18 protein-coding genes are annotated in these 23,978 nt (G+C 44.6%); 11 read left to right on the top strand and 7 right to left on the bottom strand.

From position 1 onward, the window contains the following. Positions 1-120: 120 nt before the first annotated feature. The gene (gene djlA / locus R7H07_RS12600) at positions 121-975 is read left to right on the top strand and encodes a co-chaperone DjlA (protein WP_005383076.1); all 855 of its coding nucleotides are present in this window, start codon (positions 121-123) and stop codon (positions 973-975) included. A gap of 141 nt (positions 976-1,116) precedes the next feature. Here the strand turns inward: djlA and R7H07_RS12595 are convergent, their stop codons facing one another. From R7H07_RS12595 to leuA, 5 genes are all read right to left on the bottom strand, one after another. Then, a complete protein-coding gene (locus tag R7H07_RS12595; RefSeq protein ID WP_206959327.1) occupies positions 1,117-1,899 on the bottom strand; it encodes a DUF547 domain-containing protein in 783 nt (260 codons plus the stop codon). 335 nt (positions 1,900-2,234) lie between these two features. Beyond that, a complete protein-coding gene (gene leuD / locus R7H07_RS12590) occupies positions 2,235-2,837 on the bottom strand; it encodes a 3-isopropylmalate dehydratase small subunit (RefSeq protein ID WP_167415661.1) in 603 nt (200 codons plus the stop codon). A gap of 11 nt (positions 2,838-2,848) precedes the next feature. Beyond that, positions 2,849-4,249: a 3-isopropylmalate dehydratase large subunit gene (leuC, locus tag R7H07_RS12585; RefSeq protein WP_025768372.1), complete on the bottom strand. Its 1,401-nt coding sequence runs from the start codon at positions 4,247-4,249 to the stop codon at positions 2,849-2,851. Between the two features lie 110 nt (positions 4,250-4,359). Further along, positions 4,360-5,451, bottom strand: a complete 1,092-nt coding sequence (gene leuB, locus R7H07_RS12580) for a 3-isopropylmalate dehydrogenase (protein WP_042522421.1) — start codon at positions 5,449-5,451, stop codon at positions 4,360-4,362. Between the two features lie 82 nt (positions 5,452-5,533). After that, positions 5,534-7,081 (bottom strand): 2-isopropylmalate synthase, encoded by a 1,548-nt coding sequence (leuA, locus tag R7H07_RS12575; protein ID WP_005379685.1) that lies wholly within the window; start codon positions 7,079-7,081, stop codon positions 5,534-5,536. A 519-nt stretch (positions 7,082-7,600) separates the two neighbouring features. On the opposite strand from leuA, the gene R7H07_RS12570 reads away from it, so the two are divergent. From R7H07_RS12570 to R7H07_RS12535, 8 genes are all read left to right on the top strand, one after another. Beyond that, a complete protein-coding gene (locus tag R7H07_RS12570; RefSeq protein WP_203345701.1) occupies positions 7,601-8,398 on the top strand; it encodes an SH3 domain-containing protein in 798 nt (265 codons plus the stop codon). A gap of 152 nt (positions 8,399-8,550) precedes the next feature. Next, positions 8,551-9,099, top strand: a complete 549-nt coding sequence (locus tag R7H07_RS12565; protein ID WP_033906038.1) for a phosphatase PAP2 family protein — start codon at positions 8,551-8,553, stop codon at positions 9,097-9,099. 3 nt (positions 9,100-9,102) lie between these two features. Beyond that, positions 9,103-10,149 carry an MJ1255/VC2487 family glycosyltransferase gene (locus R7H07_RS12560; protein ID WP_005379691.1) on the top strand — a complete coding sequence of 349 codons (1,047 nt, stop codon included), beginning with the start codon at positions 9,103-9,105 and terminating at the stop codon, positions 10,147-10,149. Between the two features lie 555 nt (positions 10,150-10,704). Then, entirely contained in the window at positions 10,705-11,664 is a 960-nt protein-coding gene (calR, locus tag R7H07_RS12555) for a LysR family transcriptional regulator CalR (protein WP_005379693.1), read from the top strand. 293 nt (positions 11,665-11,957) lie between these two features. After that, positions 11,958-13,766: an AMP-dependent synthetase/ligase gene (locus tag R7H07_RS12550; protein ID WP_005379694.1), complete on the top strand. Its 1,809-nt coding sequence runs from the start codon at positions 11,958-11,960 to the stop codon at positions 13,764-13,766. Between the two features lie 449 nt (positions 13,767-14,215). Further along, entirely contained in the window at positions 14,216-15,940 is a 1,725-nt protein-coding gene (locus tag R7H07_RS12545; protein ID WP_005379695.1) for an acetolactate synthase 3 large subunit, read from the top strand. A 1-nt stretch (position 15,941) separates the two neighbouring features. After that, positions 15,942-16,436 carry an acetolactate synthase small subunit gene (gene ilvN / locus R7H07_RS12540; protein ID WP_005379697.1) on the top strand — a complete coding sequence of 165 codons (495 nt, stop codon included), beginning with the start codon at positions 15,942-15,944 and terminating at the stop codon, positions 16,434-16,436. A 110-nt stretch (positions 16,437-16,546) separates the two neighbouring features. Then, the gene (locus tag R7H07_RS12535) at positions 16,547-18,427 is read left to right on the top strand and encodes a GGDEF domain-containing protein (RefSeq protein WP_005379698.1); all 1,881 of its coding nucleotides are present in this window, start codon (positions 16,547-16,549) and stop codon (positions 18,425-18,427) included. Positions 18,428-18,481: 54 nt separating this feature from the next. On the opposite strand, the gene R7H07_RS12530 is transcribed toward R7H07_RS12535, so the two are convergent. Together R7H07_RS12530 and pykF are read right to left on the bottom strand one after the other, a co-directional pair. Then, a complete protein-coding gene (locus R7H07_RS12530) occupies positions 18,482-19,168 on the bottom strand; it encodes a GntR family transcriptional regulator (protein ID WP_206959325.1) in 687 nt (228 codons plus the stop codon). A 157-nt stretch (positions 19,169-19,325) separates the two neighbouring features. Beyond that, positions 19,326-20,738: a pyruvate kinase PykF gene (pykF, locus tag R7H07_RS12525; protein WP_005392243.1), complete on the bottom strand. Its 1,413-nt coding sequence runs from the start codon at positions 20,736-20,738 to the stop codon at positions 19,326-19,328. A gap of 433 nt (positions 20,739-21,171) precedes the next feature. Here pykF and R7H07_RS12520 point away from each other — a divergent pair, with 433 nt between their 5' ends. Together R7H07_RS12520 and glmS are read left to right on the top strand one after the other, a co-directional pair. Then, positions 21,172-21,933 (top strand): DeoR/GlpR family DNA-binding transcription regulator, encoded by a 762-nt coding sequence (locus R7H07_RS12520; RefSeq protein ID WP_005379701.1) that lies wholly within the window; start codon positions 21,172-21,174, stop codon positions 21,931-21,933. Positions 21,934-22,043: 110 nt separating this feature from the next. After that, the gene (gene glmS / locus R7H07_RS12515; protein ID WP_033906046.1) at positions 22,044-23,876 is read left to right on the top strand and encodes a glutamine--fructose-6-phosphate transaminase (isomerizing); all 1,833 of its coding nucleotides are present in this window, start codon (positions 22,044-22,046) and stop codon (positions 23,874-23,876) included. Positions 23,877-23,978 lie beyond the last annotated feature (102 nt).

The raw sequence follows: 23,978 nt of genomic DNA, 5'->3' as shown, positions 1-23,978 counted from the left end.
ATAAGCAGGCGAAATGGCCTAGCCGAAATAAAACTAATTCCATTATCATAAAGGAAATCGTTGCATCCGGCACTATAAGACCGCCGTCGTCGATAAAAATTCATTGATAGAGAACACATAATGCATATTTTTGGCAAAATTCTGGGTGCCTTTTTTGGCTTGTTACTTGGCGGGCCGCTAGGTTTACTCTTTGGCTTATTTATTGGCCATCAATTCGATAAAGCACGTCGCTTGAGTCAAGCCGGGTTCTCTACTGGCGGCTTTGGAAAAGGGCCAAGTCAAGCTCAGCGCCAAGAAGAGTTTTTTAAAGCGGCGTTTGCGGTAATGGGACATGTGGCAAAAGCGAAAGGCCAAGTCACCAAAGAGGAAATCCAACTGGCTTCAGCCATGATGGACCGCATGAATTTGCATGGCGAACAGCGTCGCGCAGCGCAAGACGCGTTTCGTGAAGGTAAAGACAGCGACTTTCCGTTAGAAGATGTTCTTGTTCGTGTGAAAATTTCGACAGCTGGTCGCTTTGACTTGTTGCAATTTTTCTTAGAGCTGCAAATCTCGGCGGCTTTTGCAGATGGCTCAATCCACCCGAGTGAACGAAATGTACTACACAAAATTGCACGTGGTTTGGGTTTCTCTTCTGAGCAATTAGAGCGTCGTTTGCAAATGCAAGAAGCCGCATTTCGTTTCCAAAGCCAGGGCGGTTTTCATGGTCAGCATCAAGGCCAATCTTCAGGTGGTAGCTGGCAACAAGCTTCACAAGCGGATCAGTTGGCCGACGCGTACAAAATTCTGGATGTGTCTTCAGATGCAGACAGTAAAACCGTTAAGCGTGCTTATCGTAAACTGATGAACGAGCATCACCCGGACAAATTGATGGCTAAAGGTTTACCACCAGAGATGATGAACGTCGCGAAAGAGAAATCTCAAGAGATTCAAAACGCTTACGATCTTATTAAGAAGGTTAAAGGCTTTAAGTAGCCGGACGTTTTCTATCAAACATTTGGATGTAAAAAAGGGTACTCAGTGCCCTTTTTTCATGTCTTAGTCTTTGAGTTGCCGGTGTCTTTAGCTTTTGGCCTATTATGTCCCTAATGCTAATTGACCTCACATCCCCCCAGTTTAGTTGGCTTGATTCAAGTCCCAATCGTATTCGTATTTCACTTTGCCAGAGAAGTTTTTGTATTGCGGTGCGTACTTTGCGATGTGTTTGAAGATTTGTTTTTCTCCACCAAAGTCCGTTGCAAACCAATCATAAATAGAAGACAGCTGTGCCGTGTTACCTTGGATAGATACGCCTTTGCTGCTGTTGATAAATGTTTTGGCGGCACTATCCAGTAGAGCTTGCGTGTTGTCAGCAGTGAATGCTTGAGCTTGTAGGTTAGGGCATCCCAAACTTGCACAATTTACGGCGTAATGCGTTCTTGGGTCATTCCAAATTGGACGCAAAATTCGATGTTCAATATCGTTTAAAGTTAGATCCTTCCCGTTGACCACGACCACATCGTCTCCCCAAGGACCAAAGCTAAATAAACCACCTAGCTTGGTGATTGATTCGACTGGATAGTTATCCAAAATAAGATCTACCGTGATGGCGTTGTAAAGGTTTACCCAATAGGCATATTGCTCTGCTTGGTTGTATTGTAGAGGGTCTAGTTTTGCCAAACGCTGGATGTATTGTTTCAGCTTGGTTTTATCGACAGAGGAGACTTGGCTGTAACGAAACAAGGTATTCTCGCCTTGTTCAACTAAATAAGTATCGAGTAGTTGTTGCCATTCTTGATGAGAAATTTGGGTTTGGTTGGCTTGATTCGATTGTTTCCAATATGGCCATAAGTCGGATTTTGGAGCGGAAAATGTCGAGAAAGAAACCAGAGCACACAACAGCAATAACAGACGCTTCATAGAGATACCTTTGAATGAGATATTGTTGATAGTGTAGACCAGTTTAGTGCTTGTTTTCTTTCAGTAATCAGTGGTCTTTATTCGCCGTCATTCTGAGGAGCATAAGCGATATCAGGAATCTAATACCCACAAACTCTTGAGTAAAGACAGTATGAATCTGCACAGTGCGCTCTGGCAGTAGATCCTGAATTACACTCCTTCGTCGCTGTTCAGGATGACGAATTTCAACAGAGGCGTTCGGTATTCCGTAAGCAAAGCGATATAAAATCAGTTGTCTAAATAATTAAAAGGGCCGACAATTGCCAGCCCTTGATTTGTGTATTTACTAACGCGTCTTAACACAAGAAGCTTGGAATATTCGCTTCGTACTCGGCAATCTTATCTTCGTGCTGAAGGGTTAGACCAATGTTGTCCAAACCGTTTAGCAGGCAGTGACGACGGAACGAATCGATTTCAAAACTATATTCTTTGCCGTTGGCGCGAACCACATTCGCTTCTAGGTCGACCTCGATCTCTGCGCCTTCATTCGCCTCAACAAACTGGAAGATTTCATCCACTTCTTGCTCAGTCAAACGAACTGGCACCATTTGGTTGTTGATCGAGTTACCGTAAAAAATATCGGCAAAGCTTGGTGCGATCATCGCTTTGATGCCGTAATCCGCCAGTGCCCACGGTGCGTGCTCACGAGAAGAACCACAACCGAAGTTTTCACGCGCGAGCAAGATAGAAGCACCTTGGTAGCGAGGTGCGTTCATCACGAACTCTGGGTTTGGCTGTTCGCCAGCATCGTCTAGGAAGCGCCAGTCATGAAATAGGTGCTTACCAAACCCTAGGCGAGAGACCTTTTGCAGGAACTGCTTTGGAATGATGGCATCAGTATCTACGTTCGCTGCATCTAGAGGAACAACTAAGCCTGTGTGTTGTTTAAAGCCTGACATTTGTTTGCTCCTTAGTCTAGTTCACGAATATCTACAAAGTGACCAGCAATTGCTGCCGCCGCTGCCATCGCAGGGCTCACTAGGTGGGTACGGCCATCACGACCTTGGCGGCCTTCAAAGTTACGGTTTGAAGTAGACGCACAACGTTCATGTGGACCTAAACGGTCGTTGTTCATTGCTAGACACATTGAACAACCTGGTAGGCGCCATTCAAAGCCCGCTTCTTTAAAGATCACGTCCAAACCTTCCGCTTCTGCTTGCGCTTTTACTTGCTCAGAGCCAGGAACGATGAGCGCTTGAACGTGAGGCGCGACTTTGCGACCTTTCGCTACTTCAGCGGCTGCGCGCATGTCTTCGATACGTGAGTTAGTACAAGAACCAACGAAGACTTTATCGACGTTGTAATCAGACAATGACTTGCCCGCTTCTAGACCCATGTAAGCCAATGCTTTTTCTGCCGAGGCTTTTTCTACTGGGTCCGCAAAGCTCTCTGGTGCTGGGATCGGCTGGTCTACCGCGATTACTTGACCTGGGTTTGTGCCCCAAGTGACTTGTGGTTTGATGTCTGCACCGTTCAGCGTTACTACGGCATCAAACTGAGCATCATCGTCAGTTTTTAACGTCTTCCAGTATTCTACTGCTGCATCAAAGTCCGCACCTTGAGGGGAGAATTTACGGCCTTTAATGTATTCGAATGTGGTTTCATCTGGTGCAATCAAACCGGCTTTTGCACCTAACTCAATCGCCATATTACATACGGTCATACGACCTTCCATTGAAAGGTCAGTGATCGCTTCACCACAGAATTCAACTACGTAACCGGTACCGCCTGCTGCTGTGGTTTCACCGATGATTGCTAGCACAATGTCTTTCGCAGTAATGCCCGGAGCTACTTTGCCTTTCACTTCGATCTTCATCGTTTTAGCGCGCGCTTGTTTTAGCGTTTGAGTCGCTAATACGTGCTCAACTTCAGATGTACCAATACCAAAAGCTAGCGAGCCGAATGCACCGTGTGTAGCAGTGTGTGAGTCACCACAAACAATGGTCATGCCCGGTAGGGTAATACCAAGCTCTGGGCCCATAACATGCACAATACCTTGGTATTTGTGGTTGATGTCGTAAAGCGTAACGCCAAACTCTTCACAGTTTTTCGATAGCGTTTCCATCTGGATACGAGCCATCTCACCGGATGCGTTGATGTCTTTGGTGGTTGTCGAAACGTTGTGGTCCATGGTGGCAAAAGTTTTGCTGACCTGACGCACCTTACGACCTTTTTCACGCAAGCCGTCAAATGCTTGCGGAGACGTCACTTCATGTACCAAGTGACGGTCGATGTACAAGATTGGGTTTTCCCCTTCTGCTGCGACGGCAACGTGTGCGTCGTAGACTTTTTCGTATAGTGTTTTGCCCATTGTTTGCTTCCTTTCCTCGTTATCCTTGTTGCTTTGTTTTAGCACCAATGACTTAGAGGTAAGTCATTGGTGGATAGAGGATTTAGTATTTATTATGAATCTGTTCTGTATTACGAGTTTAAGATGTACTCAGCGATCTTATCGCCCATCTCAGATGTTGTAAGCGCAGGGTTGTCACCAGCAAGATCGCCCGTTAGCTCCCCAGCTGAAAGTGCTTTTGATACTGCGGCTTCAATGTCTTGTGCCGCTGTTTCCTCACCTAGGCTATAACGCAGCATCAGTGCAGCAGATAGGATTTGTGCCACAGGGTTAGCGATGTTCTTACCTGCGATATCTGGTGCACTGCCGCCTGCTGGCTCGTACAGACCGAATTTGCTTTCGTTTAGACTTGCTGATGGCAACATACCCATAGAGCCTGTGATCATCGCGCATTCATCAGAAATGATGTCGCCGAAGATGTTTGAACACAGCATTACGTCGAACTGAGCAGGGTCTTTGATAAGCTGCATAGTCGCGTTATCAATGTACATATGTGACAACTCGACATCTGGGTAGTCTTTTGCGATTTCTTCGACTACTTCACGCCATAAGATAGAGCTTTGTAGAACGTTCGCTTTGTCGATAGAGCACACTTTCTTGCGACGTAGACGAGCAGATTCAAAAGCGATTTTTGCAATACGTTCGATCTCAAAGCGGTGGTACACCTCAGTATCAAATGCTTTTTCTGTTGCGCCTTCACCTTCACGACCTTTCGGTTGGCCGAAGTAGATACCACCCGTCAGTTCACGGACTACCACGATGTCAAAGCCGCGACCCGAGATGTCTGCACGTAGCGGTGAGAAAGCTTCAAGACCTGAGTGAATTTGCGCTGGACGTAAGTTACAGAACAGTTGGAAGTGTTTGCGTAGTGGCAGTAGGGCACCGCGTTCAGGTTGGTCATTTGGTGGTAAGTGCTCCCACTTAGGGCCGCCAACCGAGCCGAATAAGACTGCATCAGACTCTTCACATGCTTTTATTGTGCTCTCCGGAAGTGGACAACCGTGATTGTCGATCGCGATACCACCGACATCATGCTCGTCACGCTCAAACGCAATACCATGTTTCTTTTCGATTGCATCCAATACTTTATGTGCCTGCGCCATTACTTCCGGGCCAATGCCGTCACCGGGTAGGACGGCAATTTTGTACGATTTGTCTGTCATGTTAATCCTTTAAGTTTTCTAATTTTGAGCTTAATTATTTCAACGAGCGTGTTCTTTCCTGAGCCGTGTAGCCCGGTTGTTATTACACAGTCGCAATCTTTTTCTGCTTCATTTCTTCGATTTTATCTGCACGATGAATGCTGTTAATAACGTGCAATAATGCTTGGCCGGAAGCCTCAACGATGTCGGTGGAAACACCCGTACCGTGGTATTTGCGACCTTTGTAGTTGGCAATGATGTCTGCTTGACCCAAACCATCTTCACCTTCACCTTTCGCGGTTAGGTCGAATTTATCCAGAACGATGTCGTAGCCTGTCACGCGGTAGATACATTGGTATAGCGCATCAACTGGGCCATTACCGACCGCTGCTTCACACATTTCTTCATCACCGCATTGCATTTTGATGCTGGTGGTAGCCATTACGCTGCCAGACTGCACGCTTAGGTAGCTCAATTTGTAGAAGTCATCTTCTTCACGCAAGTTCGAGAAGTGCATTAGGGCTTCTAGGTCGTAATCGAACACTTGGCCTTTGCGGTCAGCAAGTTTCAAGAAATCCGCATACAGTGCGTCTAGGTTGTACTCGTCTTCGTTGTAACCCATGGTGTCCATATGGCTCTTCACGGCAGCGCGACCGCTGCGGCTGGTTAGGTTCAGAGCTTGGTTTTTTAGGCCAATAGACTCAGGGGTCATGATTTCGTAGGTATTCTTATTCTTCAACATGCCATCTTGGTGGATGCCTGAAGAGTGGCTAAACGCATTTGCACCCACAATTGCTTTGTTGCTTTGAATAGGCATATTGCATAGCTGGCTAACCAACTTACTGGTGCGGTGAATTTCATCATGCTTAATGCCAGTGTGAACGCCCAAAAACTCTTGACGAGTCTTGATGATCATTGCGATCTCTTCAAGTGAACAGTTACCCGCTCGCTCTCCAATGCCATTGATCGTGCCTTCTATCTGACGTGCGCCAGCTTGAACGGCGGCAATAGAGTTGGCAACTGACATCCCCAAATCGTCGTGACAGTGAACGGAGATGATCGCTTTATCAATGTTCGGAACGCGGTTAAACAGAGTTTCAATAATCCCACCAAACTCACTTGGTACGGTGTAGCCAACGGTATCTGGAATGTTGATTGTACTCGCACCTGCATTGATGGCGGCTTCTACCATGCGACATAGGTTGTCGATTGGAGTACGACCAGCATCTTCACAAGAAAACTCGACATCATCAGTGTAGTTACGTGCATGTTTAACGGCGTTGACTGCCATTTCTAGTACATCGTCGTAGCTGCGGCGTAGTTTGTCTTCTACGTGAATGGTGGAAGTGGCTAAAAACGTGTGGATACGGAATTGGTCGGCCACTTTTAAGGCTTCAGCGGCAGCATCAATGTCTTTCGCAACGGCACGCGAAAGGGCACAAACTCGACTGTTTTTTATGTTTTTTGCGATGGTTTGTACAGACTCGAAATCACCTGGTGAAGAGATTGGGAAGCCAGCTTCGATAACATCAACGCCGAGTCTTTCCAGCGCATAGGCAATCTGCAGTTTTTCTTTAACCGTCAAGCTTGCTGACAACGCTTGCTCGCCATCACGCAATGTGGTGTCGAATATAATGACCTGATCGTTCATGTTTGCTTCCTTCCTGATTTCTGCACTTTCGCGCAAGTGAATCGTTTACTTCCAGTATTTAGATATAAAAAAACCCGCATTCTCATGCGGGTTCTTAGAAATTGGTGTGGTTATTTTTCTTCCACAGCCTACCCGCGCGAACTGGTCACGATCAGGAGGAGGCTAAGCAGGATAGAAAAATGAGCTGACATAGTTGTTAAGCTTTCCACATAATTAAGTTAACAAATTAGTACCGCACTCCATGAAGCGCGTCAACCCTAAAGTCGATTTTTTATTCATATCGGATGAGTCTTTTCGTTTGCTTGAAAAAAATGATGCACTAAGTGAAACGACATGATGCGATAGAAACGTGCTAGAAGAAGTAAGTTCTCATCAAGTTTGCGACGTTTCATTACCAAAACAAGCATCGGGATTGCGACTTGTCACACAAAGGTTCGAATTGTTTGGCAAAAGTTTTGAATGACCATTTATAGTAGTGCAGTTGCACTAGGTAAAAGAAATATAAGGGTTAGGGAAAGAATGAGGTTAACAAAACAATTTGGACGTTCAGCCATAGTATTTACTCTGGTCAGCTTGTCGGGTTGTCAGCTGTTTCAATCGCAGACCTATGTGGAAGTGGCTTCCCCCGTTGTTATGAATGATCACTCACAGAGCGTCATGGTCATCAATGATCAAATGGACCGATTTTTGAGTTATGAAGGACGCGAATCGTTCTTGAATCAGATGCTTGTTGCTCTTGAGTCTGACAGCCGAAATAAGTTTAAAGGTAAAGATCCGGAAACGTATTCTTGGTGGAAGATCCGTGTCCAGCCTAGTGAGAAACAGCAAGCGGAAGTTTTCCGACCAACCACTGAAGGTGTCGATACCTCAAACCCAGTAGAGTTTATGGATGTCTCTTACCGCTCTAAGACCACATTAAACCTACGCTCCAAACCGAGTCTTGAAGGGGCAAAGCTTGGCGTATTATCGAAAGGGGAAGTCTTTAATGTGCTAGCAAAAGTGGTTGATCAACCTTGGTTTCTCGTTGAACAGAAAGGAGTGATAAAAGGTTATGTCCATAAGGATTATGCGCGCAGCAATGTGATAAATCGTGACATTTTATCTACTCAGCCTAACCCTCTACTAGAGCCTAACTCGAGTAAAACGGAGCAAACGAGTATAGAGCATGAACTGTCGGGAAACTATACTTGCCGCTCACTGAGCTATGAGCTTACAAAAGATGGCGACATGACGACGGGCTCTTTGCGCGCCTGCCGCAAGAAGAGAAAAGTCTGGTATATAGACACCCCTCAACCGCAACTATCAAACCCTTCTTAATGTTCTATTTTTATGGTTATGCCCAATAGATAAATTGTTGGGCGCACCTTAATTTGGCCTTTGTCATTAATTGTCCAAACTCCCGTCATGCTGTTGTCACCTAAACCTCCTACTTTTCACACAAAGGCGTTGTCAAAGTAAGGAAAGGTCACATGCGAACCATAGAGACAATTACACAGCCAATTGCAACCATTGCTAAGTTTGATTTAGCGCTCTCTAGTGTTTGTCTTAAGCACCGTTTTAATCAACAAGTCGCCAATATCAGTAAAGGAGTTTCCCACAGTGGTGACGGGCATCTTTACTTGGTGTTGGGGTTATTAGCTTGGTATTTAGATAAGGAGCAAGGAGTCTGGTTTTTACTGGCGGGTTTACTTGCTTTTGCTATCGAGCTACCAATTTATTGGACGCTGAAAAATAGTTTTAAGCGTCGTCGCCCTGAAGAGCTTAATGCACTCCTTCCTGCTTTTATTACCCCCTCTGATCGCTACAGTCTTCCTTCAGGACACACTGCCGCTGCGTTTGTCATGGCGACGCTGATTGACCATTTCTATCCGAGCCTAGGCGTTGCTGCATTCTTTTGGGCAAGTTTAATTGGAACCGCGCGAATCTTATTGGGTGTGCACTTTTTTACCGATGTCATCATTGGTGCACTGCTTGGCAGTCTTTGTGGTGGATTAGCGATTGCGATGTTAGGAGGCTAATTGATGAAAATCTTGTACGGTGTTCAAGGGACAGGAAACGGACATATTGCACGCGCAAGGGCGATGAGTCATGCGTTTAAAGAGCACGATGTTGAGGTCGACTTTTTGTTTTCTGGGCGAGCGCCGGAAAAATACTTTTCAATGGAAGCATTTGGCGATTACCAGACTCGCCGAGGCTTCACCTTTATTACCGAAAAAGGCTCTGTAAACTACGCGAAAACAGCATTGAATAACAATTTGGTGCAGTTTTTCAAAGAAGTTAAGCAACTCGATCTGTCGTCCTACGATCTTATCATTAATGATTTCGAACCTGTGACTGCGTGGGCAGCGAGACAACAAAATAAGCCTTCTATTGGTATCAGCCACCAAAATGCTTTCCGTTATCCAGTGCCACTAAAGGGAGCAAGTTGGTTAGATAAATCCGTCATTGAATACTTTGCGCCTTCTCAACATCACCTTGGTTTGCATTGGCATCATTTTGATCAACCTTTGTTACCACCGATAGTGCATACCGTCGATAGCCAAGCAGAAAACGACGACTTCGTGTTGGTGTATCTACCGTTCGAATCGATTGAAGATATCTCGGACTTATTGTTCCACTTTAATCAACAAGCGTTTATCTGTTATCACCCGGATGTGATCGAATGTGAGCAGGTAGAAAACATAGAACTGCGCCCTTTATGCCACAGCAACTTCCAGCATCATTTGCATCGCTGTAGTGGTGTCATTGCTAATGGTGGGTTTGAGCTTCCTTCAGAAGCCTTGTCTTTGGGGAAAAAATTGTTACTAAAGCCACTCGCGGGTCAATTCGAGCAGCAGAGCAATGTTGCGACCTTAGAAGATTTAGGGCTTGCGATGTCGATGGAGAGCTTAGACATTTCCGCAGTACGCCAGTGGCTAAAGGAGCAACAAGCCGAAAGTGTGAAATACCCAGATGTTGCTCAGGCTATTGTTCATTGGGTACTGCAAGGTGCATGGGATTCAAAAGCAGAGTTATCCAGACAGCTGTGGGAGCAGGTTGATTTTCCAAGTTACGTGTCGAACATTTAAGTACGTTGTTCTAAGTACATTGTTCCTTCCATTTTTGACACGATTTTGTTGCAGCCTTTCTGTTTGGAAGGCTGCATTTTTATTCTTCCTCTCTCATTTCTATTCAGTGTGTATTTGCTGATAATTTGACTGATAAGTGCAAAATTCAATCAGAGATATAGCTGTCATCTGTTGTTCTTATTCCAACTAATAACTGAGCTAAATGCATGCTTGTGTTGACCGCCTGTCCTATCAATTTGCTAAATACGTCCTCAAAGAATGCATTTTTACGTGTTTTATAGTTTTTTATGTTTTTATCAAGTATTTGTTATTTAACAAATAAATACCTAATTGGCTAAAATTTACTGATTAAATATCAATCTAGTTGCGAAACCGCAATCGATTAGTTGATAGTACAGTTCGAGCCGGAAGTATCCGGACGATAAATATAATAAAAAGTTAGGTTATCTATTCGTAAAATGATTCGAATCCAGCCGCCGTCTTTTGTGCGAGATGGGATTCTATTCGTTATGAATTTAATGAACAAAGTTGACGATTACAAAAGAGGCGCACTCAATGTTAGAGAAGAAAGACGCGATGAGCGCAATTGCTAGCTACCGTATGGAAAGCACTTTGCGTGGTGTAGATTTAAACCTACTGACTGTATTTGATGCTGTAATGCAAGAGCAAAATATTACTCGTGCAGCACATAACCTAGGCATGTCTCAACCGGCAGTAAGTAACGCCGTGGCACGCTTAAAAGTGATGTTTAACGACGAGCTATTCATGCGCCAAGGCCGTGGTATTCAGCCTACGCAACGAGCTCGTCAACTGTTTGGCCCTATTCGCCAAGCACTACAGCTGATTCGCAATGAACTTCCTAGCTCTGTATTCCAACCAGAATCTTCGACTCGCTTATTCAAGCTTGCGATTTGCAGCCCTTGTGACATGCGTTTTGCTCCGAAGATCATGGCAAAAGTGAATCAACAAGCACCAAACGTTCAGCTTCACCTAGATGCAGAATTTGACCGTTTGTTGTCTGAGCGTATGCGCTACCAAGAAATTGATTTCGTGATCGACTACGCTCGTTTTGATGAGCAAGGTTTCTCAAGTACTGAAATCTTCAAAGATGAATTAGTGGTTATCGCATCAAAAACACACCCACGCATTCAAGGTGGTGTGACGGCTGAGCAACTGCTTAACGAAAAGCATGCGAAGTTATCGAAAGTGCATGGCCAACGTAGTTTCTCAGAGCAAGCGTACCGTGAACTGGATTGCCAAGCGGCGTATGAAGGTTCTAGTTTAAGCAACCTACTATACGTGGTGGGTCAATCTGAGCTTGTGACTATTGCACCACGTTGGATGGCGGAAAATGCGGTAAACAGCGATCAACTGCAAATTCTTGATTTCCCATTTGCGAACAAAGAAATCAGCGGCTTCTTAAGCTGGCATGAATCAAGCGAAAAAGATAAAGGCCACATTTGGCTGCGCGATCAACTGATGATCACTTGTGGTGAAGTCGTTGCCGCAAAATAAGATGACGTTTGGTCTTCTCGATTAGACCATATTGGTAATCATCAATTTTTACAATTCATTGGTCCCCGAGCGATTTTTGTCTCTCGGGGCTTTTTGTTTTCGTAATAAACAATCTAAACAGTAAGTTAAATAGAGTAATCATTCAGCAATTTGAGGTACGTTCGCGACGTATAAGTGATAGTTGTCTCTTATTAGTGATAAGTTTGATACTGGTCAGTTGCGTTTTAGCAAGCCGTGAGTACACTTGTTCGCTCAATTAGCTTACGCCTGTAAGCCAAAAGGTAAGTAAAAGAATGGCCAAGTTAGATTTTCATATCGTTAAACGTATTCGTGAACAAATTGCGAACGGTGGTACACGCGTTGCACTCAAGCATAAAGTGGGTGAGGAGTGGCAAGGTATTACGTGGACGCAATTTGGTCAGCAAGTTGATGCTTTATCACTTGCACTTTTGGCTCAGGGATTAGGAGTCCAAGATAAGATCGGCATTTTCTCGAACAACATGCCGCAATGGACGATCGCTGATATCGCAGCACTGCAATTACGCAGCGTGACAGTACCTATTTACCCAACCAATACTGCCGCCCAGTCGGCGTACATCATTAACAATGCAGACGTCAAAGTTCTGTTTGTTGGTGAACAGCCTCAATTTGATGCAGCAGTGAGCATTTTCGACCAGTGCGAACAGTTAGAGCTCATTGTTGCGATGTCTGATGATATAGAACTTGGCGATCATGATTTCGTTATCTCTTGGCAAGCATTTGTTGCCAAAGGCGACGCTACATATCAAGTTGAATTGGACGCGCGTTTAGATCAGGCAAAAGAAGATGATCTACTCACGCTGATCTACACCTCGGGTACAACAGGCCAGCCAAAAGGCGTTATGTTGGACTACGCAAACATTGCGGCGCAATTGGAAGGGCACGATCAGCGCTTGAGCCTTTCTCAAAGTGACGTGTCATTATGTTTCCTTCCGTTGTCACACGTATTTGAGCGCGCTTGGACCTTTTATGTATTGTACAAAGGGGCGACCAACTGCTATTTGCAAGACACCATGCAAGTACGTGATGCACTGAGCCAGGTGCGACCTACCGTGATGTGTGCCGTACCGCGTTTCTATGAGAAGATCTTCTCTGCGATTCACGAGAAAGTGTCTCGCGCGCCGATTCACCGTAAGATCATGTTTACTTGGGCAGTCAACATGGGCGCAAAAATGGCCGCTTGTCATCAAGAAAAACGTCAGCCATCGCTCTTGCTGCGTAAGTCATACGCTTTGGCGGATAAGTTGGTTCTGAGCAAACTGCGTGCGCTACTTGGCGGGCAAATCAACTTTATGCCTTGTGGCGGTGCAAAGTTGGATGAAACCATCGGTCGATTCTTCCATGCGATTGGTATCAACGTTAAGTTGGGCTACGGTATGACTGAAACCACGGCGACAGTATCGTGTTGGGATGATAAATGTTTTAACCCCGACTCTATTGGTATGTCGATGCCTGGCGCACAGGTTAAGATCGGCGAAAACAACGAGATTCTGGTTCGTGGTCCAATGGTGATGCGTGGCTATTACAAAATGCCAGAAGAGACGGAAAAGACCTTTGATGAGCACGGTTTCCTAAAAACGGGCGACGCTGGTTACATTGATGAAAATGGCAACTTGTTCATCACCGATCGTATCAAAGAGTTGATGAAAACTTCAGGTGGTAAATACATCGCTCCACAAATGATTGAAGGTGCGATTGGTAAAGACCACTTCATCGAGCAAATCGCAGTCATTGCGGATACTCGTAAGTTTGTTTCTGCGCTTATCGTGCCTTGTTATGACTCGCTAGAAGAGTACGCGAAAGAGCTGAATATCAAATATCACGATCGCGTTGAGTTGATTAAGCACCACCAGGTGGTCGAAATGCTTGAGAAGCGGGTGAACGATCTTCAAAAAGAGTTGGCAAAGTTTGAACAAGTGAAGAAGTTTAAATTGTTACCAAGAGCTTTCTCTATGGATGATGGTGAGTTAACGCCAACTCAAAAACTTCGTCGTAAAGTCATCAATGACAAATACCAAGATGAAATTGAAGAAATGTATAAGGAAAAGTCGGATAAAAAGTAACTTAAGCTGACTTAGATTTTATATTGATGAAAAAATCCCCAGTGATGTGATCGCGCATTGCTGGGGATTTTTGTTTGTATTGATTTTTTCTGCTCTGCTCGTCAAATAACGCTATTTCGCCCTCTGTAGCTAAAAGCTTATGAAATAATGTTCTTTTTTTGAGCGTTGAGTTTTTAGGTTGTACTGTGAAATAGGAGATGTGTGGCTGCTATTCCTACTAACATTCTAATTACTAGTATCTTGTTTAAAAAGTAGATCAATCTCTCATTAGACCCTTTGATAATAAAACGTTACATTTGTTGGGTAACCTTGCGGGATGTTATGACGAACGCAAGACATAGCCGAAAACGTGGAAGTATTTCGATTAGGCTACGAATAAGACCTAGACTATGTAAAACCAGACCAATCCGTTGACCTTACGGTGAGGAAACTGGCTAAGGAGAGCAATTATGACAGCAATGTTGTCAGGCGCAGAGATGGTGGTTCAATCTCTGATAGAAGAGCACGTAGAGCAGATCTTTGGCTACCCAGGTGGCTCTGTTTTGGATATCTACGATGCACTGCATGCCAAAACCGATCAAATCAAACACGTACTTGTAAGGCATGAGCAAGCCGCCACTCATATGGCAGATGGTTACGCTCGAGCTACCGGTAAACCGGGTGTCGTACTTGTGTGCTCGGGGCCGGGCGCGACCAATACCATTACGGGTATTGCAACAGCGTATATGGACTCTATCCCAATGATCGTTATCTCGGGTAACGTACCGAATAGCCTAATTGGTAATGATGCTTTCCAAGAGTGTGACATCGTCGGTGTCTCCCGCCCAGTGGTCAAACACAGCTTTTTAGTAAAAAAAGCGGAAGATATTCCTGAAACAATCAAAAAAGCGTTTTATATCGCGACTACAGGTCGACCTGGTCCAGTTGTGATTGATTTGCCAAAAGATGTAATGAACCCGCAAATCAAACTGCCTTATCAATATCCAGAAACGCTTTCAATGCGCTCTTACAAGCCGACAACTTCGGGCCATAAAGGCCAGATTAAAAAAGCGCTTAAATCGCTATTAGAAGCGAAAAAACCAGTGCTTTATATCGGTGGTGGTGCGGTGATTTCTGGCGCCCATGAACATATTTTAGAGCTTTCCGACAAACTGAACCTACCCGTTGTGAGTACTTTGATGGGCTTGGGGGCATTCCCGGGTACACATAAAAACTCACTGGGCATGTTGGGTATGCACGGCACTTACGAAGCTAATATGGCAATGCATGAAGCGGATCTTATTTTTGGTATCGGTGTGCGTTTTGATGACCGTACAACCAACAACCTTGAAAAGTACTGCCCAAACGCAAAAGTGATGCATATTGATATCGATCCGTCATCGATCTCGAAAAACGTGAAAGTGGATTTGCCGATCGTAGGTTCTGCGGAAAAAGTGCTGACAACCATGCTCGGGCTGCTTGCAGAGCAAGGTAGTGGAAATGATCAAGATGCTATCACCGCATGGTGGGATGACATTCAAGTATGGCGTGACCGTAACTGCTTGTCTTATGAAACGTCTCCAGAACGAATCAAGCCACAGCAAGTAATTGAAACGCTGCACAAGCTAACTAATGGTGACGCATATGTGGCGTCTGATGTGGGCCAGCATCAGATGTTTGCGGCGTTGTACTACCCATTCAATAAGCCGCGCCGTTGGATAAACTCTGGTGGTCTTGGCACCATGGGATTTGGTCTTCCGGCTGGCATGGGCGTGAAGTTTGCCATGCCACAAGAAGAGGTCGTGGTTGTGACTGGTGACGGCAGTATTCAGATGAATATTCAAGAATTGTCGACAGCCATGCAATACGACATTCCGGTGAAGATCATCAACCTGAACAACCGATTCTTAGGCATGGTAAAACAGTGGCAAGACATTATTTATCAAGGTCGTCACTCTAATTCTTACATGAGTTCTGTTCCTGACTTTGCAGCGATTGCAGAAGCTTATGGTCACGTCGGTATTCGTATCGAAACGCCTGATCAGCTCGAAGAAGGGCTACAAAAAGCGTTGGATATGAAAGATCGTCTGGTGTTTGTGGACATCAACGTAGACGAAACCGAACACGTATACCCGATGCAAATCAAAGGTGAGGGTATGGATAAAATGTGGCTAAGCAAAACGGAGAGAACTTAATATGAGACACATTATTTCATTGCTATTGGAAAACCAACCGGGTGCGTTGTCTCGTGTTGTTGGTTTGTTCTCTCAACGTGGTTACAACATTGAATCTTTGACGGTATCACCGACTGATGATGAAACCCTGTCGCGAATGAACATTACCACGACATCTGATGAGATGCAGTTGGAACAAATTCAGAAGCAGTTACACAAATTGATCGATGTGCTGAAAGTACAAGAAGTCACCGAGTATGAGCACATTGAACGTGAACTGATGATGGTGAAAGTGAAAGCCAGTGGTTTTGCGCGAGCAGAAGTGAAGCGGACGGCAGACATCTTTCGTGGCCAGATCGTGGATGTCACGGCTTCTCAATACACCGTACAACTTGCGGGTACGAGTGAAAAGCTAGATGCCTTCATTCAAGCGATATCCGAAGTGACCGAGGTTGTCGAAGTTGCTCGTAGTGGTGTCGTTGGCATTGCGCGAGGAGAGCGAGCCCTCAAACCTTAACTCTCTGATTGCATATAGAAAAGCCACTTAATCTAAGTGGCTTTTTTGTTTAGAAAATAACAATTAATGATATAATTGTCGTTTTAGTAAGCATGATAGGCATTAGACGTGTGAAAGTACCTAAGCGAGTCGGCACCTTATTGGCGACAGCACTATTTTTTAGTGCACTCACTGCCGCTTACTACTATCAGAAATATCTGACGTTGTTAGAAAACAATGTTGAGAACACCGCTCAAGAAGCGTTACATCAATTGGCCTATACTGGCCGTGAATACAGCAATATTCAGGATCAAATCGAAACGATCAGTGACCTACTTGGTCACAGCCAAAGTCTGTATGAATATCTGCGCCAACCTAACCGGGTGAACCGTTCCATCTTAGAAGACATGTGGATCTCGGTCGCAATCAATCAAAAGTTGTATAAGCAAATTCGCTTTCTTGATGTTTCTGGTCGAGAAAAAGTTAGGATTAATTATGAGATTGAAACAGGCGCTGCGTTGCCCGCGATCAAATTGCAAAATAAGTCAGAGCGAGATTACTTTCAATTCGCTAAGAACTTAGACGATGGCGAAATCGCTTCGTGGGGGATAGGTTTAGAACGAGAGTATGGCGAGTTAGTCTATCCCTATAGCCCGTCACTGCGTATTTTGATGCCTATTTCGCTTAACGGAAAGCGCGAAGGGTATCTTGTGCTTAATGTTGATATTGACTATTTATCCTCTCGACTCAACTATTCGTCAGTGCTTGATTTCCATATTGAGCTGATTAAGAGTGACGGATTTTACATTGATAGCCCTAAATCAGCTCGTTTGTATGGCCATATAATTCCCGCTCGCTCTCAATTTAATTTTGGCCGGATGTACCCAAACATTTGGCGTAGTTTAAATTCAAAAGATTCGGGCTATGCTTACAATGGTTCGAATTTGGTCGCGTATCGCACCATCCAGTTTGTTTCTAGCGAACCTCTTCATCTGGTTATTGATCTTACCAATGAGCAGTTATTATCCCGAGCTCAGAGGGATATTGATGACTTAATCCAAGAAGCGTTTTTTGTTTTAAGTTTGGTGCTCGGCTTCACTTTGCCGACGGCAGCCCTTGCTCTGCATTATCGGCGTCATAGTATGGAATCGAAGTTGGCTCGAGCTGCTCTTGATGGTATGACTGCGGTGATGATCTCGGATGCTTCACATAGAATCATCATGGTTAATCAAGAGTTTGAAAACATGATGGGTTACTCAACCAAGCATGCCCAAGGTTGGAGTGCACATCATTTAATTCTCTTACCTGAAGATCTCGAAGCAAACCTGAGTATCTGGAAAACACTGAAGAGTGAACACGTATGGGAAGGGGAGATTCGTTGTCGAACTAAGTTTAATCAAGTCTTTACTGCAATAATGCGTATTCAGGCGAATTTAACCAAGTCAGGTAAAGTGAGTTATTACATTACGTCGCTGGTGGATATCTCTGGGCAAAAAGAGTTAGAAGAAAAATTACGAAACCTAAGCGAAAAAGATGGCTTGACGGGGTTGTGGAACCGCCGAAAATTTGAAGAGCAATTGGCGCAATATGCGGGGATTATTGAACGCTATCCTGATAGCCCTCCTGCTTGTTTGGCGTTGTTTGATATTGACCACTTTAAACGTATTAATGACGAGCTTGGCCACGACGAAGGAGACAAGGTGATTTGTAGTGTCGCAGAAACCCTCCTAGAAGAAGTCCGCAGCACAGACTTTGTATCTCGTGTCGGTGGTGAGGAATTTGCAGTGATTATGCCGCATACAACACTAGAAGAGGCTGAAATTGTATTGAACAGGCTACGTGTCGCGGTTCAAATGCGTAGTGATAGAGGCATTACTGTCAGTGCTGGGTATAGTGATTTAACCTCTGATCGTACAAGAACGTATAAATGTGCTGATATTGCTTTGTATGAGTCAAAAAGTGCAGGGCGTAACTGCGTATCGCTATGTCATAGTTATGATGATATTGCTTAGTGCTTTTACAAAAACGAAAAAACGGGGATAGACCCCCGCTTTTTAGTCTCAGCGTTATTCGCTAGCCAGTATGCGACATTGGTTGTCGATGGCGGCTTCGATACACTGTATTGACTGTCTCAAATAACGCTCTAGATAACCTAAAGCATCCTGACTCTTTTTGTCTAGCGATGCCTTCATCAGTATTTCTTGCTCATCGAGATTACAGTGCCCAGGGTTCCCTGTGCCTAAAATCTGCATCGCGAAGTATTGGTAGCGTTTAATTTGCGTGAGTAGATCGCGGAAAAACCCAAACATATTGACAGAGCCAGCACCTTCAAACAGCGCAGTAAGAAACTGATTTTGGCGCTCTTCCCATTCCCTCCAACAAAAGCTTTCGCCAGGTTTTACTCGGGATAACTTGTGATAAGCAGTTAGTACATCCAGTTCCCATTTTTCATCGCCAATCATAATTGCCTTACTGAGTAAGTATGCGGAGACCATTTGCAGGCTTTCGTACAAGTCATGTAACTCATCTTTACATACAGGTGCAACCCAGCAGCCTTTTTGCGGCTCGAGTTTGACGTACTTGCTCCAAGATAATTGCACCAATGCTTCTCGAATGGGTGACGCTCCTACGTTGTACTTCTCTTTGAGTTCGGCAACCACGAGTTTTTGACCTGGTTTAAGCTCGCCATCGAGAATATCCTGACGGATCATTCTTAATACTTTGTCGGTAAGAGTGGGACTAGACACATACACCTCATAGAAACTTTAATCGTGACGATAAAATTAAACAGTACGAAATTCTGATAGAGGTAAATAATACAATTAGCCTATTATGAGAGCAAGAAAGCCATATAAAAAAGGAGGGCATAAGCCCTCCTTCTCAAGAAACTGAAGTGTTAAAAGTTCAGTCTTATAGCACGTGTACAGAAGCTGTGTTCGTAGTACCTGAAGCAACTAGAGCGCCAGAAACCATAACAACGATATCGCCTTTGTTACCTAGACCTGATTCTAGAGCAAGTTCTTTACCCGCTACGTAGAATGCGTCAGTGCTTTCGATTGAATCAACAACTACAGGAGTAACACCTTTAGTTAGAACTAGCTGTGCAGCAGTTTTCTTGTTAGTTGTTAGCGCTAGAATGTTTGCAGTTGGGAAGTACTTACGTACTGAACGTGCAGACTTACCGCCTTCAGTTGCAACAACGATAAGTGGAGCAGCTAGTTTCTCAGCTGTGTCTACAGCGCCTTTACATACTGCTTCAGTGATACGAAGACGTGGGCTGTCTAGACGAGAACCTAGTTCAGCTTTTAGCGCTGAGTCAGTACGGTTCGCGATTTGAGCCATGATAGTTACCGCTTCAACAGGGTATTTACCTTTCGCCGTTTCACCAGAAAGCATTACTGCGTCAGTACCGTCCATTACTGCGTTAGCAACGTCGCCTGCTTCCGCACGAGTAGGACGTGGGTTGTTGATCATAGAATCAAGCATTTGAGTTGCAGTGATAACCATCTTACGTGCACGGTTACACTTCTCGATCATCATTTTCTGAGCGAAGATTACTTCTTCAGCTGGGATTTCAACACCTAGGTCACCACGAGCAACCATGATGCCGTCAGAAAGCTCTAGGATCTCGTCGAAGTTATCAACACCTTCTTGGTTTTCGATCTTAGAGATGATGTGGATGTTCTCGCCGCCGTTTGCAGCAAGTACTTCACGGATTTCTTGAACGTCAGACGCTTTACGGATGAAAGAAGCTGCTACGAAGTCAACGCCTTGCTCACAACCAAACTTAAGGTCGTTCTTATCTTTTTCAGATAGTGCAGGTAGGTTTACAGAAACGCCAGGAAGGTTAACACCTTTGTTTTCGCCTAGTGCACCGTTGTTAAGAACTTTACATTTAACTTCAGTTTCAGTCTTAGAGATAACTTCCATCTCGATTAGACCGTCGTCTACTAGGATAGTGTTACCTACGTTTAGGTCTGCTGCGAAACCAGCGTAAGTTACTGCAACTTTATCTTTGTTACCTACAACTGAAGTGTCAGTTGTGAAAGTGAATTCTTGACCTGCTACTAGATCAACATCGTTACCGCCTTCTAGCTTGATAGTGCGGATTTCTGGACCTTTAGTATCTAGAAGAATTGCTAGTGGTTTGCCAGTAGCTTCCATTACTTTACGGAAGTTCGCGATACGAGTGCCGTGTTCTTCGTAGTCACCGTGAGAGAAGTTAAGGCGCATTACGTTCATGCCTGCGTTAACTAGTTCAGTTAGCTTCTCTACAGATTCTGTTTTAGGGCCAATCGTACATACGATTTTGGTCTTTTTCATGGAAGATACTCTCCGGTAAGTATAGTTACAATTTGAAAGTCGGTTATTTACTCTGAAGTCAGGACGTTTTTGATGACATTTAGTACCTGTCACCCACCGATTTTTCGTCTCATTATTAGAACTTCAGATTCTGAAAGTCTTTCACCAAGTTTAGTCATTTTATGACTAAAAGATCGGCGATTTTGGTTACCTTTTTGTGACTAATCCCACTTTATATGCAGAAAGTTGCAAAAAAATAGCCTTCAATTCTGTAATTTTTTTTCTTTTCGGTGGCGAATTCTACCACTGAATGAATCCAATATCACTGTTTAAGAATTGTCTTAGGACAAGGTTTTATCGAGAAATATTAATTTTTTGGATCGAAATAAATGGACTTAAAAGTTTCGGTTTGACTATAATAAGTTTCACATCGAAACTTAAAATCAAAACTTAAATGTCGAAACGAAATACTCAATTAAGAAGACACGCCATTTCTAACTTGGTTTCTGAACTAGGAGAAGTCAGCGTTGATGAACTTGCTCAGAAATTCGAAACCTCAGAGGTCACGATTAGAAAGGATTTAGCTTCTTTAGAGAAAAACGGCCAACTTCTACGCCGCTATGGCGGTGCGATTGCTATCCCAAAGGAAGTCATTCACGAAGAATTGGGCGCTAATGTTTCGACTCGAAAGTTAAGCTTAGCAAAAGCAGCAGCATCATTGATTCGCGATCATAATCGCATCGTGATCGACAGTGGCAGCACGACTGCCGCGCTGATTCAACAGTTGAATGATAAACGTGGCTTAGTGGTCATGACCAACTCGTTGCATGTTGCTAACGCTCTTAATGAATTAGAGAGCGAACCGACACTGCTGATGACTGGCGGTACTTGGGATACGCACTCAGAGTCCTTTCAAGGCAAAGTAGCCGAATCTGTATTACGAGCTTACGACTTTGACCAACTATTCATCGGTGCGGATGGCATCGATCTCGAGCGTGGAACCACGACATTTAATGAATTGGTTGGCTTAAGTAAGGTAATGGCAGAAGCGTCACGTGAAGTGATCGTAATGATCGAGTCCGAAAAAATCGGCCGTAAGATCCCAAACTTAGAGCTCGCTTGGCATCAAGTTGATGTGTTGGTGACCGATGCAGATATCCAAGCAGAGCATAAAGTACAGATTGAACAACATGGCGTGAAAGTCATTTGCGCCTAATAATGTAATCAGTTTCATATTTCACTTCCCTCTGGATAAAGGCCTTTGCTTGCTGCCTCTATTTGAAATCATGGCTAGGGAAGAACAAAACTACAAACGGAGATAAACACATGTGTGGAATCGTAGGTGCAGTAGCACAACGAGATGTTGCAGAAATTTTGGTTGAAGGTCTACGCCGCTTAGAGTACCGCGGTTACGACTCTGCTGGCGTTGCGGTTGTTGATGGCGAATCAAACCTAACGCGCGTTCGTCGCTTGGGTAAAGTACAAGAATTGGCTGATGCAGTAGAAGAAGCAAAAGTGATCGGCGGAACTGGTATTGCGCACACTCGTTGGGCGACGCACGGTGAACCTTCTGAAATCAATGCTCACCCACACATGTCTGGTGATATCGCAGTGGTACATAACGGCATCATCGAAAACCATGAAGAGCTGCGTGAGCTGCTTCAATCTCGTGGCTACGTGTTTGAATCGCAAACGGATACAGAAGTTATCGCACACATGGTTGAGTGGGAACTTCGTACTTCAGAAACGTTATTAGAAGCGGTACAAAAAACAGCAAAACAACTTGAAGGCGCATACGGCACAGTAGCGTTGGATCGCAAAGATCCTTCACGCATCGTAGTAGCGCGTTCAGGCAGCCCGATCGTGATCGGTTTTGGTGTAGGTGAAAACTTCCTAGCGTCTGACCAACTTGCATTACTTAACGTTACGCGCCGTTTCATGTACTTAGAAGAAGGTGACGTAGCAGAAATTACTCGCCGTGAAGTCACTGTGTTTGATGCAACGGGTGAGCCAGTTGAGCGTGAAATTGTTGAATCTAACGCAGAGCATGATGCAGGTGATAAAGGCCAATACCGTCACTTCATGCAAAAAGAAATCTATGAGCAACCTAAAGCGTTGATCAACACAATGGAAGGTCGTATCACGGCAGACTCTGTTGTGACAGACGCGATCGGTGTGCACGCGGCAGACATTCTAAGCAAAGTAGAACACGTACAAATCGTGGCGTGTGGTACGTCTTACAACGCAGGTATGACGGCACGTTACTGGTTTGAAGACATTGCAGGCGTTAGCTGTGATGTAGAAATTGCGTCTGAATTCCGTTACCGCAAGTTTGTGACTCGTCCAAACAGCCTATTGATCACGTTGTCTCAGTCTGGTGAAACCGCTGATACCCTAGCAGCACTTCGCCTAGCAAAAGAGAAAGGTTACATGGCGGCGATGACCATCTGTAACGTAGCGGGCTCTTCTCTGGTTCGTGAATCAGATTTTGCGTTCATGACTCGCGCTGGTGTTGAAATCGGTGTGGCTTCAACCAAAGCGTTCACGACTCAACTTTCTGCACTACTTATGTTGGTAACGGCACTGGGTAAAGAGCAAGGTCGCATTAGCAAAGAGAAAGAAAAAGAGATTGTTGAAGCGCTACACGCACTTCCTAAGCAAATCAACGCGGCACTTTCTTTCGAGAAAGAAATTGAAGCACTAGCAACGGATTTTGCAGACAAGCACCACACATTGTTCCTAGGCCGTGGCGAGTTCTACCCAATCGCGATGGAAGCGTCTCTAAAACTGAAAGAGATCTCTTACATCCACGCAGAAGCGTACGCGGCGGGTGAACTAAAACACGGTCCTCTGGCTCTAATTGATGCTGACATGCCTGTTGTTGTGGTTGCACCAAGCAACGACCTACTTGAAAAGCTAAAATCAAACGTTGAAGAAGTGCGTGCGCGTGGCGGTCTTCTGTATGTATTCGCAGATGCAGACGCAGGCTTCGAAGGCGATGAAACAATGAAGATCATCACGATGCCTCACGTTAGTGAAATCACGGCGGCGATCTACTACACCATCCCAATGCAATTGCTGTCTTACTACGTAGCACTGATCAAAGGTACGGACGTAGACCAACCACGTAACCTGGCGAAAGCGGTAACGGTTGAGTAATTACGCTTAACAGCAAAAATCCAAGTGTCGTAAGACAATAAAGATTGAAACTAAACAATAAAGTTTGAAACTAAGACATTAAAGTTGAAAACTTTTTAAACC

Source organism: Vibrio sp. Vb1127, assembly GCF_033338735.1.
Taxonomy (GTDB): Bacteria; Pseudomonadota; Gammaproteobacteria; order Enterobacterales; family Vibrionaceae; genus Vibrio; species Vibrio alginolyticus.
Note: the sequence above shows the minus strand (reverse complement) of the source record. Positions and strands in the feature narration are given on the sequence as shown.

Excerpts from the sequence above, each read along its gene's own strand:
- djlA (WP_005383076.1), top strand. The coding sequence starts at position 121 with ATGCATATTTTTGGCAAAATTCTGGGTGCCTTTTTTGGCTTGTTACTT.
- R7H07_RS12595 (WP_206959327.1), bottom strand. The coding sequence starts at position 1,899 with ATGAAGCGTCTGTTATTGCTGTTGTGTGCTCTGGTTTCTTTCTCGACA.
- leuD (WP_167415661.1), bottom strand. The coding sequence starts at position 2,837 with ATGTCAGGCTTTAAACAACACACAGGCTTAGTTGTTCCTCTAGATGCA.
- leuC (WP_025768372.1), bottom strand. The coding sequence starts at position 4,249 with ATGGGCAAAACACTATACGAAAAAGTCTACGACGCACACGTTGCCGTC.
- leuB (WP_042522421.1), bottom strand. The coding sequence starts at position 5,451 with ATGACAGACAAATCGTACAAAATTGCCGTCCTACCCGGTGACGGCATT.
- leuA (WP_005379685.1), bottom strand. The coding sequence starts at position 7,081 with ATGAACGATCAGGTCATTATATTCGACACCACATTGCGTGATGGCGAG.
- R7H07_RS12570 (WP_203345701.1), top strand. The coding sequence starts at position 7,601 with ATGAGGTTAACAAAACAATTTGGACGTTCAGCCATAGTATTTACTCTG.
- R7H07_RS12565 (WP_033906038.1), top strand. The coding sequence starts at position 8,551 with ATGCGAACCATAGAGACAATTACACAGCCAATTGCAACCATTGCTAAG.
- R7H07_RS12560 (WP_005379691.1), top strand. The coding sequence starts at position 9,103 with ATGAAAATCTTGTACGGTGTTCAAGGGACAGGAAACGGACATATTGCA.
- calR (WP_005379693.1), top strand. The coding sequence starts at position 10,705 with ATGTTAGAGAAGAAAGACGCGATGAGCGCAATTGCTAGCTACCGTATG.
- R7H07_RS12550 (WP_005379694.1), top strand. The coding sequence starts at position 11,958 with ATGGCCAAGTTAGATTTTCATATCGTTAAACGTATTCGTGAACAAATT.
- R7H07_RS12545 (WP_005379695.1), top strand. The coding sequence starts at position 14,216 with ATGACAGCAATGTTGTCAGGCGCAGAGATGGTGGTTCAATCTCTGATA.
- ilvN (WP_005379697.1), top strand. The coding sequence starts at position 15,942 with ATGAGACACATTATTTCATTGCTATTGGAAAACCAACCGGGTGCGTTG.
- pykF (WP_005392243.1), bottom strand. The coding sequence starts at position 20,738 with ATGAAAAAGACCAAAATCGTATGTACGATTGGCCCTAAAACAGAATCT.
- R7H07_RS12520 (WP_005379701.1), top strand. The coding sequence starts at position 21,172 with ATGTCGAAACGAAATACTCAATTAAGAAGACACGCCATTTCTAACTTG.
- glmS (WP_033906046.1), top strand. The coding sequence starts at position 22,044 with ATGTGTGGAATCGTAGGTGCAGTAGCACAACGAGATGTTGCAGAAATT.